This window comes from Kitasatospora sp. NPDC001664 (assembly GCF_053596675.1).
In genome coordinates this window covers 145,494-160,549 of sequence record NZ_JBSFGS010000009.1, presented here as the reverse complement: position 1 = coordinate 160,549, position 15,056 = coordinate 145,494, and the positions used below count along the sequence as shown (strand labels likewise).

13 protein-coding genes and 1 riboswitch are annotated in these 15,056 nt (G+C 71.8%); of the genes, 4 read left to right on the top strand and 9 right to left on the bottom strand.

Translation table 11 applies throughout. The features are described from left to right. Positions 1–129: 129 nt before the first annotated feature. Together ACWCYY_RS15185 and ACWCYY_RS15180 are read left to right on the top strand one after the other, a co-directional pair. Positions 130–903 (top strand): ABC transporter ATP-binding protein, encoded by a 774-nt coding sequence (locus ACWCYY_RS15185; RefSeq protein WP_449796264.1) that lies wholly within the window; start codon positions 130–132, stop codon positions 901–903. Between the two features lie 58 nt (positions 904–961). Then, positions 962–3,517 (top strand): ABC transporter permease, encoded by a 2,556-nt coding sequence (locus tag ACWCYY_RS15180; protein WP_449796263.1) that lies wholly within the window; start codon positions 962–964, stop codon positions 3,515–3,517. A gap of 189 nt (positions 3,518–3,706) precedes the next feature. Here the strand turns inward: ACWCYY_RS15180 and ACWCYY_RS15175 are convergent, their stop codons facing one another. The 7 genes from ACWCYY_RS15175 to ACWCYY_RS15145 all read right to left on the bottom strand — a co-directional run bounded on the left by ACWCYY_RS15175 (position 3,707) and on the right by ACWCYY_RS15145 (position 11,563). Further along, complete coding sequence (locus tag ACWCYY_RS15175) at positions 3,707–5,077, bottom strand: NAD(P)/FAD-dependent oxidoreductase (RefSeq protein ID WP_345281980.1); 1,371 nt, start codon at positions 5,075–5,077, stop codon at positions 3,707–3,709. A gap of 452 nt (positions 5,078–5,529) precedes the next feature. Next, the gene (locus ACWCYY_RS15170; protein WP_449796296.1) at positions 5,530–6,468 is read right to left on the bottom strand and encodes a Ppx/GppA phosphatase family protein; all 939 of its coding nucleotides are present in this window, start codon (positions 6,466–6,468) and stop codon (positions 5,530–5,532) included. Positions 6,469–6,470: 2 nt separating this feature from the next. Further along, entirely contained in the window at positions 6,471–7,127 is a 657-nt protein-coding gene (locus tag ACWCYY_RS15165; protein WP_345281978.1) for a DUF501 domain-containing protein, read from the bottom strand. Positions 7,128–7,163: 36 nt separating this feature from the next. Further along, positions 7,164–7,568 (bottom strand): FtsB family cell division protein, encoded by a 405-nt coding sequence (locus tag ACWCYY_RS15160; RefSeq protein ID WP_345281976.1) that lies wholly within the window; start codon positions 7,566–7,568, stop codon positions 7,164–7,166. A 121-nt stretch (positions 7,569–7,689) separates the two neighbouring features. Next, positions 7,690–8,976, bottom strand: a complete 1,287-nt coding sequence (eno, locus tag ACWCYY_RS15155; protein ID WP_345281974.1) for a phosphopyruvate hydratase — start codon at positions 8,974–8,976, stop codon at positions 7,690–7,692. A 194-nt stretch (positions 8,977–9,170) separates the two neighbouring features. Beyond that, positions 9,171–9,932 carry a transglycosylase family protein gene (locus tag ACWCYY_RS15150; RefSeq protein WP_449796262.1) on the bottom strand — a complete coding sequence of 254 codons (762 nt, stop codon included), beginning with the start codon at positions 9,930–9,932 and terminating at the stop codon, positions 9,171–9,173. A gap of 5 nt (positions 9,933–9,937) precedes the next feature. After that, a riboswitch (cyclic di-AMP (ydaO/yuaA leader) is annotated at positions 9,938–10,090 on the bottom strand. A 225-nt stretch (positions 10,091–10,315) separates the two neighbouring features. Beyond that, entirely contained in the window at positions 10,316–11,563 is a 1,248-nt protein-coding gene (locus ACWCYY_RS15145; RefSeq protein WP_345281970.1) for a cytochrome P450 family protein, read from the bottom strand. A gap of 160 nt (positions 11,564–11,723) precedes the next feature. Here ACWCYY_RS15145 and ACWCYY_RS15140 point away from each other — a divergent pair, with 160 nt between their 5' ends. Then, positions 11,724–12,119 carry an SDR family NAD(P)-dependent oxidoreductase gene (locus tag ACWCYY_RS15140; protein WP_345281969.1) on the top strand — a complete coding sequence of 132 codons (396 nt, stop codon included), beginning with the start codon at positions 11,724–11,726 and terminating at the stop codon, positions 12,117–12,119. A gap of 10 nt (positions 12,120–12,129) precedes the next feature. Here ACWCYY_RS15140 and ACWCYY_RS15135 read toward each other — a convergent pair whose 3' ends face one another. Both ACWCYY_RS15135 and ACWCYY_RS15130 read right to left on the bottom strand, forming a co-directional pair. Beyond that, a complete protein-coding gene (locus ACWCYY_RS15135; RefSeq protein ID WP_345281968.1) occupies positions 12,130–13,116 on the bottom strand; it encodes a MazG family protein in 987 nt (328 codons plus the stop codon). Between the two features lie 17 nt (positions 13,117–13,133). Then, positions 13,134–13,745 carry a SurA N-terminal domain-containing protein gene (locus ACWCYY_RS15130; protein WP_345281967.1) on the bottom strand — a complete coding sequence of 204 codons (612 nt, stop codon included), beginning with the start codon at positions 13,743–13,745 and terminating at the stop codon, positions 13,134–13,136. Positions 13,746–13,955: 210 nt separating this feature from the next. On the opposite strand from ACWCYY_RS15130, the gene ACWCYY_RS15125 reads away from it, so the two are divergent. Beyond that, complete coding sequence (locus ACWCYY_RS15125) at positions 13,956–15,056, top strand: ALF repeat-containing protein (protein WP_449796261.1); 1,101 nt, start codon at positions 13,956–13,958, stop codon at positions 15,054–15,056.

Sequence of the window (15,056 nt, the reverse complement as noted above, 5' to 3'; positions counted from 1 at the left end):
CCCAGCGGCGGTGGGTCCAACCGTTCCGGCGGGCGACGGATTCCATGATCGTCCGGCGGAGGATGGTGTAGCGGTCGGGCCCTGCGTCCGGCCGTCCACGACCACCTCACGTCCGCAAGGAGTTCCCCCGTGATCACCAAGCCCGCGAACGCCGCACACACCGGCCAGGCGGCCGCCCGCGCCACCGGCCTCAACAAGGTCTACGGCGAGGGCGAGACCAGGGTGGTCGCGCTGGACAACGTCAGCGTCGTGTTCCCGCAGGGCCAGTTCACCGCCATCATGGGGCCCTCGGGCTCCGGCAAGTCCACCCTCATGCACTGCATGGCGGGCCTGGACACGGTGAGCTCCGGCTCCTCCACCATCGGGGACACCGAGCTGGTCGGCCTCAAGGACAAGCAGCTCACCAAGCTCCGCCGGGACAAGATCGGCTTCATCTTCCAGGCCTTCAACCTGCTGCCGACGCTGACCGCGCTGGAGAACATCACGCTGCCGATGGACATCGCCGGCCGCAAGGTCGACCAGGCCTGGCTGGACCGGGTGGTGGAGACGGTCGGCCTCTCCGGCCGCCTCTCGCACCGCCCCTCGCAGCTCTCCGGCGGCCAGCAGCAGCGGGTGGCCTGCGCCCGCGCGCTGGCCAGCAGGCCGGACATCGTCTTCGCCGACGAGCCGACCGGGAACCTCGACTCCCGCTCCGGCGCCGAGATCCTCTCCTTCCTGCGCAACTCGGTGCGCGAGCTCGGCCAGACGGTCGTGATGGTCACCCACGACCCGGTCGCCGCCTCCTACGCGGACCGGGTGGTCTTCCTGGCCGACGGCCGGATCGTGGACGAGCTGACCGGGCCGACCGCGGACACCGTGCTGGACCGGATGCGCCGCTTCGACGCCAAGGGCCGGACGAGCTGACGGCCTGACGGCCCGTCACCGACCGCCCCCCGCTCCGACTCCCCCAGGACGACATTCGATGTTCCGCACCGCACTGCGCAACGTGGCGGCCCACAAGGGCCGGCTGCTCATGACGGTCCTCGCCGTCATGCTCGGCACCGCCTTCGTGGCCGGCACCATGGTCTTCTCCGACACGCTCGGCAAGGCCATGACCAACAGCTACTCCAAGAGCTACTCCGACATCTCGGTCCAGGTCACCGACAGCTCGGCCTCCGCCTACGCCCGCGCCTCGGAGAAGACCGGCGACGGCGCCGAGCTCACCAAGGCCACCGTCGACCAGCTGGCCGCCCTCCCGGGCGTCGCCCAGGTCCGCGGCGTGGCGGCCGGCTTCACCGCCGTGGCGAACAAGAAGGGCGACCTGATCGGCCAGGCGTACAACGCCTACGGCGCCAACTGGTCCCCGGCCGCCGACGGCAAGGACCCGCGCTACCCGATGGTCGAGGGCCAGGGCCCGAAGAAGGCCGGCGAGGTGGCGCTGGACCGCGCCAGCGCCGACAAGGCCGGCTACAAGGTCGGCGACACCGTCCGGGTGGCGGGCAACGGCCCGGCCCAGGACGTGAAGCTGACCGGGATCTTCACCACCGACGACCCGCAGATCACCTCGGGCGCCACCCTCACGCTCTTCGACACCGCCACCGCGCAGCAGTTCCTGCTCTCGCCCGGCCGCTTCTCGGCCATCGACGTCCAGGGCAAGCCCGGCACCTCGCAGACCGCGCTGCAGGACGCGGTGATCTCCAAGCTGCCCAAGGAAGGCTCGATCACCGCGAAGACCGGTGACCAGCTGACGGCCGATCAGACCAAGATGGTCGAGCAGGGCACCAGCGGCATGAAGACGATGCTGCTGGCCTTCGCCGGCATCTCGCTCTTCGTCGGCATCTTCATCATCGCCAACACCTTCACCATGCTGATCGCCCAGCGCACCAAGGAGCTGGCCCTGCTGCGCGCCATCGGCGCGGCCCGCGGCCAGATCACCCGCTCGGTGCTGGCCGAGGCGCTGCTGATCGGTCTGACCGCCTCGGTGGCCGGTCTGGTCACCGGCATCGGGATCGGCGCCGCGATGCAGGCCGGGATGGCGAAGCTGGCCGAGGGCATGCCCACCGGCCCGCTGGTGATCGCCCCGGCCACCGTGATCACCGCGCTGGTGACCGGCGTCGTGGTCACCGTGGTCTCCGCCCTGCTGCCGGCCGTCCGGGCCTCCCGGATCGCCCCGGTCGCCGCGATGGCCAGCGGCGACGCCCCGGCCACCCAGAAGAGCCTGATCGTCCGCAACGTGATCGGCTCGCTGCTCGCCGCGGCCGGCTTCGCGATGATCCTCGGCGGTGCCGCCAAGGGCGGCGAGACCGGTCGCTACGTCATCATGGGCGGCGCCCCGGTCGCGATGATCGGCATCTTCGTCCTGCTGCCGCTGCTCTCCCGCCCGGTGATCGCGCTGACCGGCCCGCTGCTGGCCGCCGTGGCCGGCACCCCCGGCAAGCTGGCCCGCCGCAACGCGGTGCGCAACCCGCGCCGCACCGCCACCACCGCCGCCGCGCTCACCATCGGCCTGACCCTGGTGACCGCCATGACGGTGATGGGCGCCTCGGTCGGCGGAGCGGTCGACCGGATCGTCTCCAAGGGCGTGGTGGCCGACTACAAGGTCTCCAGCGCCAACCGGATGAGCCTCTCCCCTGAGCTGGCCGAGAAGGTCGCCAAGGCGCCCGGCGTGACCGCCTCCAGCGCCCTGACCAACGCGTACTGGGACCTGGAGGGCAAGGACTCCGCGGTCTCCGGCGTGAACCCGGCGACGCTGCCCAAGCTGCTCGACCTCACCATGGACGCCGGCTCGGCGGACGCCCTGGCGAAGGGTCAGGTGCTGGTCGAGGCCGAGACCGCCAAGAAGCGCGGCCTGACGGTCGGTTCGACCGTCAAGGCGGACTTCATGGACGGCAAGACCGGGACCCTGACGGTCGGCGGCGTCTACCAGTCGCTCGACATGCTCTCCCCCTTCGTGGTCGCCGACTCGGTGATGGCCCCGCACGCCAAGGACGCCGACATCCGGGACATCCTGGTGAAGGGCACCGACGGCGCCACCACCGCGCTCGCCACGTCGGTCAAGGAGGCCACCGGCAACAACCCGGTGATCGAGGTCAAGACCCTGGAGCAGATGAAGGAGGAGTTCAACCAGATCATCTCCTTCGCGCTCAACATGATGTACGGCCTGCTGGCCATGTCGGTGCTGGTCGCCGTCCTCGGCGTGGTGAACACGCTGGCGATGTCGGTGTTCGAGCGGAAGCGGGAGATCGGAATGCTGCGGGCGATCGGCCTGGACCGGCGGGGCATCAAGCGGATGGTGAAGCTGGAGTCGGTGGTGATCTCGCTGTTCGGCGCCGTCACCGGTGTGCTGCTCGGCTCCTTCCTGGCCTGGGCGGTCAACTCCACCCTGGACTCCAGCATCCCGGGCCTGGTCACCGAGCTGCCCTACGGCCAGCTGCTGCTCTTCCTGCTGATGGCCGGTCTGGTCGGCCTGGTGGCCGCCCTGTGGCCCGCCCGCCGGGCGTCCAAGCTGGACATCCTGACCAGCATCAAGACCGACTGACGACCCCTCAGCGGCACGAGGAAGGCCCCCACCGGATCTCCCGGTGGGGGCCTTCGTCGGTCTCAACTGCTGTACTCCGCCCGGTCGTGGAACCGGCTGAGCACCACGGAGGTCGTGGTCCGGCGACACTGCCGGGCGGAGAGCCTCCGACTCATACCCCGGGTGCGGTCAACGCCCGGGGCCAGTCGCTCACTTGCTGGCCAGCTCCTTGGCGGGCTCGGCGGGGGCCGGGACGGCCGCCTTCGGCGCGGGGCCGGTGGCCTCCTGGAACGCCTCGAACGGCTTCTCCATCTGCGCCAGGCCGACGGTCTCGCGCTTGAGGAACATCGCCAGCGTCCAGTCGGTGAAGACCCGGATCTTGCGGTTCATGGTCGGGACCATCGCGCCGTGGTAGCCGCGGTGGAACCACCAGGCCAGCCGGCCCTTGAGCTTGACCTTGCCGAAGAGGATGGCCACGCCCTTGTGCAGGCCGAGACCGGCCACCGCACCGAGGTTCTTGTGCTTGTACTCGGCCTGCGGGAAGCCGCGCATGCCCGAGATGACGTTGTCGCCGAGGACGGCGGCCTGACGGACGGCGTGCTGCGCGTTCGGCGGGCACCAGGCGCCCTCGCCGGCGGCGAGGTCCGGCACCTGGGCGTTGTCGCCGGCGGCCCAGACGTAGTCGAAGCCGGTGACCTGGAGGGTCGGCGCGGCGTCCACGTGGCCGCGCGGGCCGAGCGGGAGGCCGAACTGCGACAGCACCGGGTTCGGCTTGACGCCCGCGGTCCACACGATGGTCGAGGCGTCCATCTCCATGCCGTTCTTCAGCACCACGTGCTGGTCGACGCAGGAGTCCATCGAGGTCTCGATGTAGACCTCGATGTTGCGCTCCTCGAGCTTCTCCTTGGTCCACAGACCGAGGTCCGGGCCCATCTCGGGGAGGATGCGGTTGGCCGCCTCGACGACGATGAAGCGCATGTCGTCGCGGCTGACGGTGCGGTAGATCTTGGCGGCGTCGCGCGCCATGTCCTCGATCTCCGCGATGGTCTCGATGCCGGCGAAGCCGCCGCCGATGACCACGAAGGTGAGGGCCTTGCGGCGGATCGCCTCGTCCGTGGTGGACTCGGCGCGGTCCAGCTGCGCCATCACGTGGTTGCGGAGGCTGATGGCCTCCTCCACGGTCTTCATGCCGATGCCGTGCTCGGCCAGACCGGGGATCGGGAAGGTGCGGGAGACCGAGCCGGTGGCGACGACCAGGTAGTCGAAGGACAGCTCGTAGGAGTCGCCCGCTGCGGGCTGGATGGTGGCGACCTTGCGGGCGTGGTCCACACCGGTGACCGCACCGGTGAGCACCTCCGCCTTCTTGAGGGCGCTGCGCAGCGGCGCGACGAGGTTGCGAGGCGCGACGTTGCCGCCGGCCGCCTCGGGAAGGAAGGGCAGGTACGTCATGTACGACCGCGGGTCGACGACCGTGACGGTCGCTTCGCCGTAGCGCATCTTCTTGAGAATGCGCATCGCGGCATACAGGCCGACGTAACCACCGCCGACGATCAGGATGCGAGGACGCTCCGTGGTGCTCATATCCGAAAGTATCCACCCCCGTTCGGGGGCACCTTCGTGAGGCCCGTCACAAGCCTCTGGACACCGTCTGCTACACTGCGCGGCCACACTCCGGGCCCCACCGTGTCACCTCACCCCGGCCCGACGGCGTTCCCGGTCCGCTCGAACGGTACCCGTGCGAAACCCCGTCGCTGAGCAGCAACGATCCCGATCCGGTCCCGGTTCCCGGCCCGCTGTTTCGATTCCACTACCCAGCCCGATGCCCACCTTCGAACCATCGAGCGCGGCCCACCAGAGGCCTTCGGTCCCGCATATCGGACAGACCGGACCGCCGAGTGCGACGAAAGGCTGGTTCGCCATGTGAAGAAATTCACGAAGGTTCTTGCGACACCCGGTGCAGCGGGCGGCCCCGGGTGCCATCCAGGCGCTCCGGGGCCGCTCGCAGGGGCGTCGGGAGGGCTCCCGACGGGGCGTCAGGAGACCAGGCTCCAGGCGACGCCGTCCAGGATGTCGTGCTCGCTGACCACCAGCTCGGCGGCCCCGGTGCGCTCCATGATCTCCAGCAGCACCAGCGCCCCGGCGCCGATCACGTCCACCCGGCCCGGGTGCATGACCGGGATCGCGGCCCGCTCGGCGTGGTCCATGGCCAGCAGCCGGTGGGCGGTCTCGCGGACCTGCCCGACCGTCAGCCGGGCGTGGTGGATCCGGGCCGAGTCGTACTCCGGCAGCTCCAGCGCGATGCCCGCCACGGTGGTGACGGTGCCCGCCAGGCCGACCAGGGTGGCCGCGGTGGTCAGCGGGACCACCTCGGCGGCCCGGTCCAGCGCGGCCTCCACGTCGGCCCTGGCCCGGGCGGTCTGCTCCTCGGTCGGCACGCCGGCGCCGCCCTCGAAGTGCCGCTCGGTCAGCCGGACGCAGCCGATGTCCACCGACCGGGCCGCCTCCACGGACTCCCCGCCGAGCACGAACTCGGTGGAGCCGCCGCCGAGGTCGAAGACCAGGTAGGGGGAGGGGAACTGACCACCGGTCAGCTCCTTGGTGGCGCCGGTGAAGGAGAGCCGGGCCTCCTCCTCGCCGCTCACCACGGTCGGCTCCACGCCCAGGATCTCCTTGACCCCGGCCACGTACTCGGCGCTGTTCTCGGCGTCCCGGGAGGCGCTGGTGGCCACGAACCGCAGCCGGTCCGGGCCGACCCCGTGCTCGGCCAGCACCGCGGCGTACTCGCGGCAGGCGGCGAAGGTGCGCTCCAGCGCCTCGGGGGCCAGGCGGCCGGTGCGGTCCACGCCCTGGCCCAGCCGGTTGATCACCATCCGGCGGTCCAGGTCGGTGATCTCCCCGGTCTCCGGGTCCAGGTCGGCCACCAGCAGCCGGATCGAGTTGGTGCCGCAGTCGATGGCCCCCACCCTGGTCACGCTCACTCGGACTCCCCCTGCTCGGCCTCGGCGGCGGCCTTCTTGGCGGCGCGCTCGGCGGTCAGCTGCTCCTTGGCGGCGATCACGGCCGCGTGGTCCTGGTCCTTGGCGCGGTTCCTCAGCACCCGGGCACCGGCCTCCTCGACCTCGGCCGGGGAGACGCAGGGGCCCTTGGCCCACCAGTCCTCCAGCATCGCGATCGCCTCGTCGCCGAGCGGGTTGACGCCCTCCCCGGCGGCCAGCGAGTGGCCGACCAGCACGTGCAGGCACTTCACCCGGTCCGGCATGCCGCCGGCGCTCGGGAAGCCCTCCAGCACCTCGATGGCGTCCCGGCGCGCGATGTAGTCCTCGTGCGCCTTCTGGTAGGCCGCCGCCAGCTCCGGGTCCTCGGCCAGCCGGGCGGTCTGCTCCTTCATCACGCCGTCCGCCTCCAGGGTGCCGATCAGCGAGGCGGCCTTGGGGCAGGTCAGGTAGTAGAGGGTCGGGAACGGCGTGCCGTCGGGCAGCCGGGGCGCGGTCTCCACCACGTCCGGGTTGCCGCACGGGCAGCGGTGGGCCACGCCGCGCAGGCCGCGCGGCACCCGGCCGAGCTGGGCCGCGATGGCGGCGACGTCCTGGTCGTCGACCAGGGGGGTGTCGGTCGAGGGGGTGTCAGTCATGGGATTGCTACTGCCTCTGGGGGTGTGCTGCTGCGCCTAGCGCGGGACGGGGGTGGTGTCGGCCTGGTCGACCGAGTCCCAGACGCTGGCGTACCAGGGCTGGGCGGCCTTGGCCTGTGGAGCTGACGCACCGTCGGCCGAGGAGGACTTGGTGGCCGGCGGGGCCGGGTCCACCGAGATGAACGGGGTCTCGCCGGGCATCGCGTAGTGCAGCCGTTGGCGGGCCTGGGCCTTCACGAACTCCGGGTCCTGCCAGCGCGCCTTCTCCCGGCTGAGCTTCTCCACCTGGGCCCTGGCGTGCTCGGCCTTGGCCCGCTGGGCGTTGATCTCCGAGCGCTGCGCGATGTACTGCCGGGTGGGGTAGGCGAGGATCGCCACCAGCGAGCAGAGGACCAGCACCAGCACGGTGGCGCGGCTGGTGAAGCGCGGTCGCGCCGCCAAGCCCGGAATCTTCCACATCGCCGGTACCCCTCCATCCACACGCCGGTGCCCCGGCCCACCACCCTACGGGGTGGGAGCCGGGGCACCGGGCACAGCTGGCTGAGTGTCAGCCCCGGGTCGCTCAGGCCTCGGCCTTGAACCGGGGGAAGGCCCCGCGGCCCGCGTACTCGGCGGCGTCGTCGAGGATCTCCTCGATGCGCAGCAGCTGGTTGTACTTGGCGACGCGCTCGGAGCGGGCCGGGGCACCGGTCTTGATCTGGCCGCAGTTGGTGGCGACGGCCAGGTCGGCGATGGTGACGTCCTCGGTCTCGCCGGAGCGGTGCGACATCATGCAGCGGTAGCCGTTGCGCTGGGCCAGCTCGACGGCGTCCAGGGTCTCGGTCAGCGAACCGATCTGGTTGACCTTCACCAGCAGCGCGTTGGCGGTGCCGGTCTCGATGCCGCGGGCCAGGCGGGCCGGGTTGGTGACGAACAGGTCGTCACCGACCAGCTGGACCTTGTCGCCCAGCTTGTCGGTCATGGCCTTCCAGCCGTCCCAGTCGGACTCGTCCAGCGGGTCCTCGATGGAGACCAGCGGGTACGCGGCGACCAGCTCGGCGTAGTAGTCGATGAGCTCGGCGGAGGAGATCGCCTTGCCCTCGAACTGGTAGGCGCCGTCCTTGTAGAACTCGGAGGCGGCCACGTCGAGCGCCAGCGCGACGTCCTTGCCCGGGGTGTAGCCGGCCTTCTTGATGGCCTCGGTGATGAGGTCCAGGGCCTCGCGGTTGGAGTCCAGGTTCGGCGCGAAGCCGCCCTCGTCGCCCAGGCCGGTGGAGAGGCCGCGCTCCTTCAGGACGCCCTTGAGCGTGTGGTAGACCTCGACGCCCCAGCGGACGGCCTCGGAGAAGGACTCCGCGCCGATCGGGGCGATCATGAACTCCTGGATGTCGACGTTGGAGTCGGCGTGCGACCCACCGTTCAGGATGTTCATCATCGGGACGGGCAGGACGTGCGCGTTCGGGCCGCCCAGGTAGCGGAACAGCGGCAGGTCGCTGGCCTCGGAGGCGGCGTGCGCCACGGCGAGCGAGACGCCCAGGATGGCGTTGGCGCCGAGCGAGGACTTGTCCGGGGTGGCGTCCAGGTCGAGCATGGCCTGGTCGATCAGGCGCTGCTCGGTGGCGTCGTAGCCGACGAGCTCCGGGCCGATCTGCTCGATGACGGCCAGGACGGCCTTCTCGACGCCCTTGCCGAAGTAGCGGTTCTTGTCACCGTCGCGGAGCTCAAGCGCCTCGAAGGCGCCGGTGGAGGCACCCGACGGGACGGCGGCACGGCCGGTGCTGCCGTCGTCCAGACCGACCTCGACCTCGACCGTGGGGTTGCCACGGGAGTCGAGGATCTCGCGGGCTACGACGACATCGATGGACGGCACGAGGCATCTCCTTGCGGAAGCGGGATGTGTAGTCGTTACGACCAGAGCCTAACCGCACCGGGCCCCGGGACCACGCTGACCTTGGTCCCGTCTCACCTCGTGGCCTTCCTACCCACCGGTAGTTCACCTGGGACGGGCACGGAGGGGCCGCACCGTCGAACGGTGCGGCCCCTCCGTGATGACGGTGCGTCGGATCAGCCCAGCTGGAGGACCTGGCCGGGGTAGATCAGGTCGGGGTTGCCACCCACGACCGACTTGTTGGCCTGGTAGACCTGGTGCCAGTCCTGGCCCTTGGCGGCGGCGATGCCGGACAGGGTGTCACCGGACTTGACGGTGTAGCTGCCGGTGGCCGGGGCCTTCGGCGCGGCGTGCTTCGGGGCGTTCACCGTCGGCGCGGCGGCCTTCGGGGTCTCGACCTTGGGCGCCGGCTTGGTGGTCTCGGCGGCCTTCGGCGCCGCCTTCTTGGTCTCCGTCTTGGGCGCGGCGGCCTTCGGGGTCTCCGCCTTCGGCGCGGCCGTGCGGGTCTCCGAACGGGAGGCCTTGGCCTCGGAGTTGGTGTCGACCTGGGCGGCGGCGCCGCCCTTGGTCAGGCCCGCCTTCACGGAGCAGACCGGCCAGGCGCCGGGGCCCTGGGAGGCGAGCACCTTCTCGGCGACCGCGATCTGCTGGCCCTTGGTGGCCTGGTTGGCCTGCGGCGCGTAGGCCTTGCCGCCGAAGCCGGCCCAGGTGCTGGAGGTGAACTGCAGACCGCCGTAGAAGCCGTTGCCGGTGTTGATCGACCAGTTTCCGCCGCTCTCGCACTGGGCGACCTTGTCCCAGGTCGAGACGGGTGCGGCCTGGGCGCCGGTGGCGGCCATCAGCGGAAGGGCGAGGCCGACGCCCGCGACGCCCGCGACGGCGATCGCCTTCTCGGCCTGGGTACGACGACGGTGACGGCCCGAACCAGAAAACAGCATGAAGAAGTCCCTCTCCGCACGCCTGCGAGGTGAGCTGTCGGGTTCGGACCGGGAGGTGGCCCGGCCGCCGTGAGGCGGCTTCACCCCAAGCCGTGGGGGGACGGCGACGTACGTGTGGGTCCCCCGCCCCTGCCCAAGGGTCTGGTCGGTGTCCCGGTAGCGCGGCGGGCAGGATTCGGCGTTCCGCGCGCGGGGTCCGCAGCTGCGGACTCCAGGGAGGGTAAGCAGATCAGCTGATCGATCACAAGCTCATGTCGAACACATCACACCGAAATCACGCTGCGCGGTGGGTCGTCCACAAACCGTACTCCTGTGGCCGGATTGATGTGTATTCAGATCACGGTCGATCAGATATGACCGACACGCCGTCAGATAACGGGTGTTCAGCCTTCCGGGGTGAAGCGGACCGGCAACTCCCGCAGCCCGCGCATAATCAGGCCGCCGCGCCAGCGCAGGTCAGCGGGCTCGGCGGCGAGTTGCAGGTCGGGCAGCCGGGTCAGCAGGGCGGCGAGCGCGAGCTGACCCTCCATCCGGGCCAGCGGGGCGCCGATGCAGTAGTGGATGCCGTGGCCGAAACCCAGGTGCGGATTGTCCTTGCGCGCGAGGTCGAGGGTGTTCTCCGCCGCGAACCGGGCCGGGTCGCGGTCGGCCGCCGCCAGTACCACCAGCACCGGGTCGCCGACCGGGATGTCCACCCCGCCGATGGTCAGCGGGCTGGTGGCGAACCGCCAGGTGGCCAGCTCCACCGGGCCGTCGTAGCGCAGCAGTTCCTCCACCGCCGTCTCCAGCAGCGCGCTCTCGCCCCGGCGCAGCGACGCCTGCAGCAGCTCCCGCTGCTCCGGGTCGCGCAGCAGGGCGTAGGTGCCGTTGCCGATCAGGTTGATGGTGGTCTCGAAGCCGGCGAACAGCAGGATGAAGGCCATCGCGGCGGCCTCGTTCTCCGTCAGGTGCTCACCGTGGTCACTGGCGCGGATCAGGCCGGAGATCAGGTCGTCGCCGAGGTCGGCCCGCTTGCGGTGGATCAGCTCCAGCAGGTAGGCGCGGATCCTCTTCACCGCCCGCCCCACTCCGCCGCGTTGGCCGCCGTGGTGACGGATCATCGCCCCGGCCCAGTCCCGCAGGTCGTCCTGGTCCTCCGGCGGCACGCCGAGCAGGTCGCAGATCGCGTAGATGGGCAGCGGGAAGGCGAACTCGTGGATCAGGTCGGCCTCGCCGCGGGCCGCGAAGCCGTCCACCAGGCGGTCGGTCAGCTCCTGCACCCGGGGCTGGAACTCGGCCACCCGGCGCGGGGTGAAGGCCTTGGAGACCAGCCGGCGCAGCCGGGTGTGGTCCGGCGGGTCGATGTTCAGCAGATGGGTCATCAGGTCGGCCTGCCGCTCCCCCGGGATGCCGACCCGGCCGGTGCGGTGGGCCTGCTCGCTGTGGTGCGCCGGGTTCTTGGAGAGCCGGGCGTCGGCCAGCGCCTGCCGGGCGTCCGCGTACCGGGTGACCAGCCAGGCGTCCACCCCGCTGGGCAGCGTGGTGCGGTGCACCGGGGCGTGCTCGCGCAGCCAGGCGTACGCGGGGTACGGATCGGCGGCGAACTCCCAGGTGAAGAGGGCGGGCTGGGTCGGGGCGGGGCTGTCCGGCATGGTGTGAACGGTAACCCGCCGAAGTATGAGTGAGCCTGGTCACCTGGCGGGTAATTGCTCTTGCGGAGGATCGGAGCGTGCTTACGATCCTCCGATACGGACTTGGAGGGACGCCGGTGCGGCGCGTCCCGCCGGGCGCGGCTCAAGGAGGAGCAGTCCCATGCGAGTAACCGGGGCAGTGGTGGTCATCGCGGTACTGGACGGCGGTTCGGGTGCCGGGCTGGCCCGGCGGTTCGCCGCCGCCGGCGCGGCCGGGATGCTGATCGCCGATCAGCGGGCCGGCGTGGCGGAGGACCTGGCCACCGAACTGGACCGTCCGGGCTGCCCGGTGGTCGGGGTGGGCGCCGACGTCCGGCAGCCCTCCGACGTGGCCGCCCTGGTCTCCACCGCGGTCAAGCACCTGGGCCCGATCGACCTGTTCTGCGTCTGCGGCCCCGACGCCGAGCGCATCCTCCCGATCGCCGAACTCCCCGCCACCCTCGGCCCGCTGGCCGAGCTGATGGCCCAGGTCGGCGAGGCGATCGGCGAGGTCCTCGCCCCCGCCGTCGCCGCCTGAGCCCTTCCGCTCACTCCGCCGCCCGGACCTCGTCCCGGTAGGCGCGGGTGGTGGCGCGCAGCGCCTGGTCGATGTCCAGGTCCTCGTCGTAGGCCCGCTGGGCGAGGGCCAGCAGCACCCTGCCCAGGCTCTCCTGGTCGAGCGCGGCGGGGAGTTCGTACGGGGCGTCCGGAACGGCGGTGAAGCCGGCCCGGCGGACCCGGGAGACCAGCTTGGCGGCGTACGCCAGCGCGGGCAGCCCGGCCGGGACGCCGTCCAGGATCGAGTCGCGCTGCTTCTCGGCGGCCTTGAGCTGCTCCCAGTTGGCCTCCACCTCGGCGGCGCCGGCGGCCTCCACGTCGCCGAAGACGTGCGGGTGACGGTACATCAGCTTCTCGACGATGTCCCCGGCCACGTCGTCGACGGTGAACGGGTCCTCCGGGTGCTCCTCGGCGATCCGGGAGTGGAACATCACCTGGAGCAGGACGTCACCCAGCTCCTCGCGCAGGGTGGTGCGGTCGCCCTCCTCGATCGCCTCGACCAGCTCGAAGGCCTCCTCGACCAGGTACTTCACCAGCGAGGCGTGGGTCTGCTCGGCGTCCCAGGGGCAGCCGCCCGGGGAGCGGAGCCGGTCCATCACCGCGACCAGGTCCAGCAGCCGGGCCCCCGGAAGGTCGTAGGAGCCGGGCAGCAGCTCGATCTCGGGCGCCTCCCCGGCCTGCTCGACCGCGATCCGGGCCAGCGCGTCGGTGAGCCCCGGGTCCCCGTCCGGGCTGCCGAGCCAGAGCGTCACGCCCTCCCGCTCCCCGGTCAGCAGCCGGGCCAGTGCGGGCGCGGTGGAGCGCTCGACCAGCTCCACCGTGACGCCCGCCTGGCGGACGGCCGGGAGCTGCGGGTGGGCCGGGTCCCCGGCCAGCACCCGGGCCGCCCCGCGCAGCGCCTCCCAGGCGGGCCAGGAGAGCAGGCCGGGGGCGACCCGGTGAGTGGTGGTGAGCAGGATCAGCTTCGGAGTGTCCACACTCCGAACCTACCCGGTCAGGCGGTGGCGGCGGGCTGCTTGATCCAGTCCGCGGGGGCAGTCACCAGGCCGATCTGCTGGACGTCCCAGCGGCCGTAGCGCGGGTTGACCTCGATCTTCAGCTTGGCCCCGGCCTCGGTCAGCGCGGAGCGGATCGCGGCGTCGCCCTCAGGGGTGCGGGCGTCCTTGCCGGCGGCCAGCTTCTGGATGCCCAGCTGCTGCCGGTAGAAGGAGTCCACCGCGTCGGCCGGGACGTTCTGCCGCACCAGCAGTTCGCGCGCCAGCTCGGCCTCGCCGCCCATCATCTTGGCCTGGCCCGCCTTGGCCTCGGCGATCTCCCCGTCGGTGACGGTGAGCCGACGGTCCGCCAGGGCCTGGGCGACCACCCGGTCCAGCACCAGGTCGACCACCGTCCGGCGGACCAGCCCGGCCCGCTCGGCCTGCTGCCCGCCGGTCTCGGCCGCCACGCCCTGGCGGACCTCGCCGACCCGGGCCTCCACGGCCGCGATGCTGATCTTCTCCCCGCCGACCACGGCAGCCGATCCCTGGTGGGGCGGCTGACTCCCGCAGGCCGCCAGTGCGGCTCCGGCGAGCAGGACTCCGGCGGTGGTGCGGAGGTGGCGGATCACGTGGGGCCTCCCGGGAGTTGTGGGGCGCGCGTGGTTCTGCTGACGGTGCACCAGTCTCGTGGCCCGGGGGCGTTTGGCCAAGGGTGCCGACGTCCCCGGAAGGCTGGTGTCGCGACGGGGCGCACCGGCCGGAAACCGGTTTGATCACCCACCTATGATTCGTACTCGCGTTCACTGCACGTTCTTTGCACCGGTGGGGGAATCCCGTACATGAAGCTGTCCCGCGTCTCCGCTGTCCTCACGGCCGCCGCGCTCGCCCCGGCGATCCTGTTCCCGTCCGCCGCCTCGGCCACCGGGAACCCGCCCGCCACCCCGGGCGTCTCGGCCGCCGACAGCCAGACCGACGAGCAGAACAAGGACCTGATCAAGGCCATGCTCGCGGACCCGAAGGAGGGGCCGGGCATCCGGGAGGCCGCCCAGGCCGCCCTCGACGGGACCCCGGAGGACCGGGTCGCGTTCCTGACGGTCAAGCAGCACGCGGTGCGCGAGAGCGACGAGCGGGTGAAGCTGACCCAGCTCATGAGCACCGGCGGTCCGGCCGTCCGGGCGGCCGCCGGCGCCGCCATGAGCGGTGACCGCAAGGCGGTCCAGGCCTTCCTCGCGACGGGCTACGAGGAGGCCAAGGGCGACGACATGGTGGAGGCGGCCCGGATCGCCGAGATCGCCGGGCCGCTGGTGCGGAAGGCCGCGGACGAGGCCCTGCGGAGCGGCTACGCCAAGGTCGCCGTCTTCCTCAACTCCGGCCGCGCCAAGGCCGAGAGCGCCGAGCGGGTCCAGGTCTCGCAGATCGCCGAGACCGGCGGCCCCGCCGTCCGCAAGGCCGCCCTCGCCGCCCTCGACGGCAACTACGCGGGCATCGCCGCCTTCCTCAACACCGGCCGTGCGAAGGCCGAGAGCGCCGACCGGATCCGGGTCTCGCAGATCGCCGAGACCGGCGGCCCCGCCGTCCGCAAGGCCGCCCTCGCCGCCCTCGACGGCGACTACGCGGGCATCGCCGCCTTCCTCAACAGCGGCCACGCCAAGGCCCTGGAGACGGACGCGGCGGCGGAGAAGAAGGCCGCCGAGGACAAGGCCGCGGCCGAGAAGGCCGAGCGGGAGAAGCCGGCCACGGTCACCCCGGCGAACGTGACCACCACTCCGGCACCGGCCACCACGGGCACCACCCCGGTGACCACCGACAGCACCGATCGCCTGGCCTACACCGGCGGCGGCGAGGACCTGCCGTGGCAGGTCGGCGGTGCCGCGGCCGCGCTGGCCGCCGGTGCGGCGCTGGTCGCCGCCTCGCGCCGCCGTCAGGGCGCCGAGGGCTGA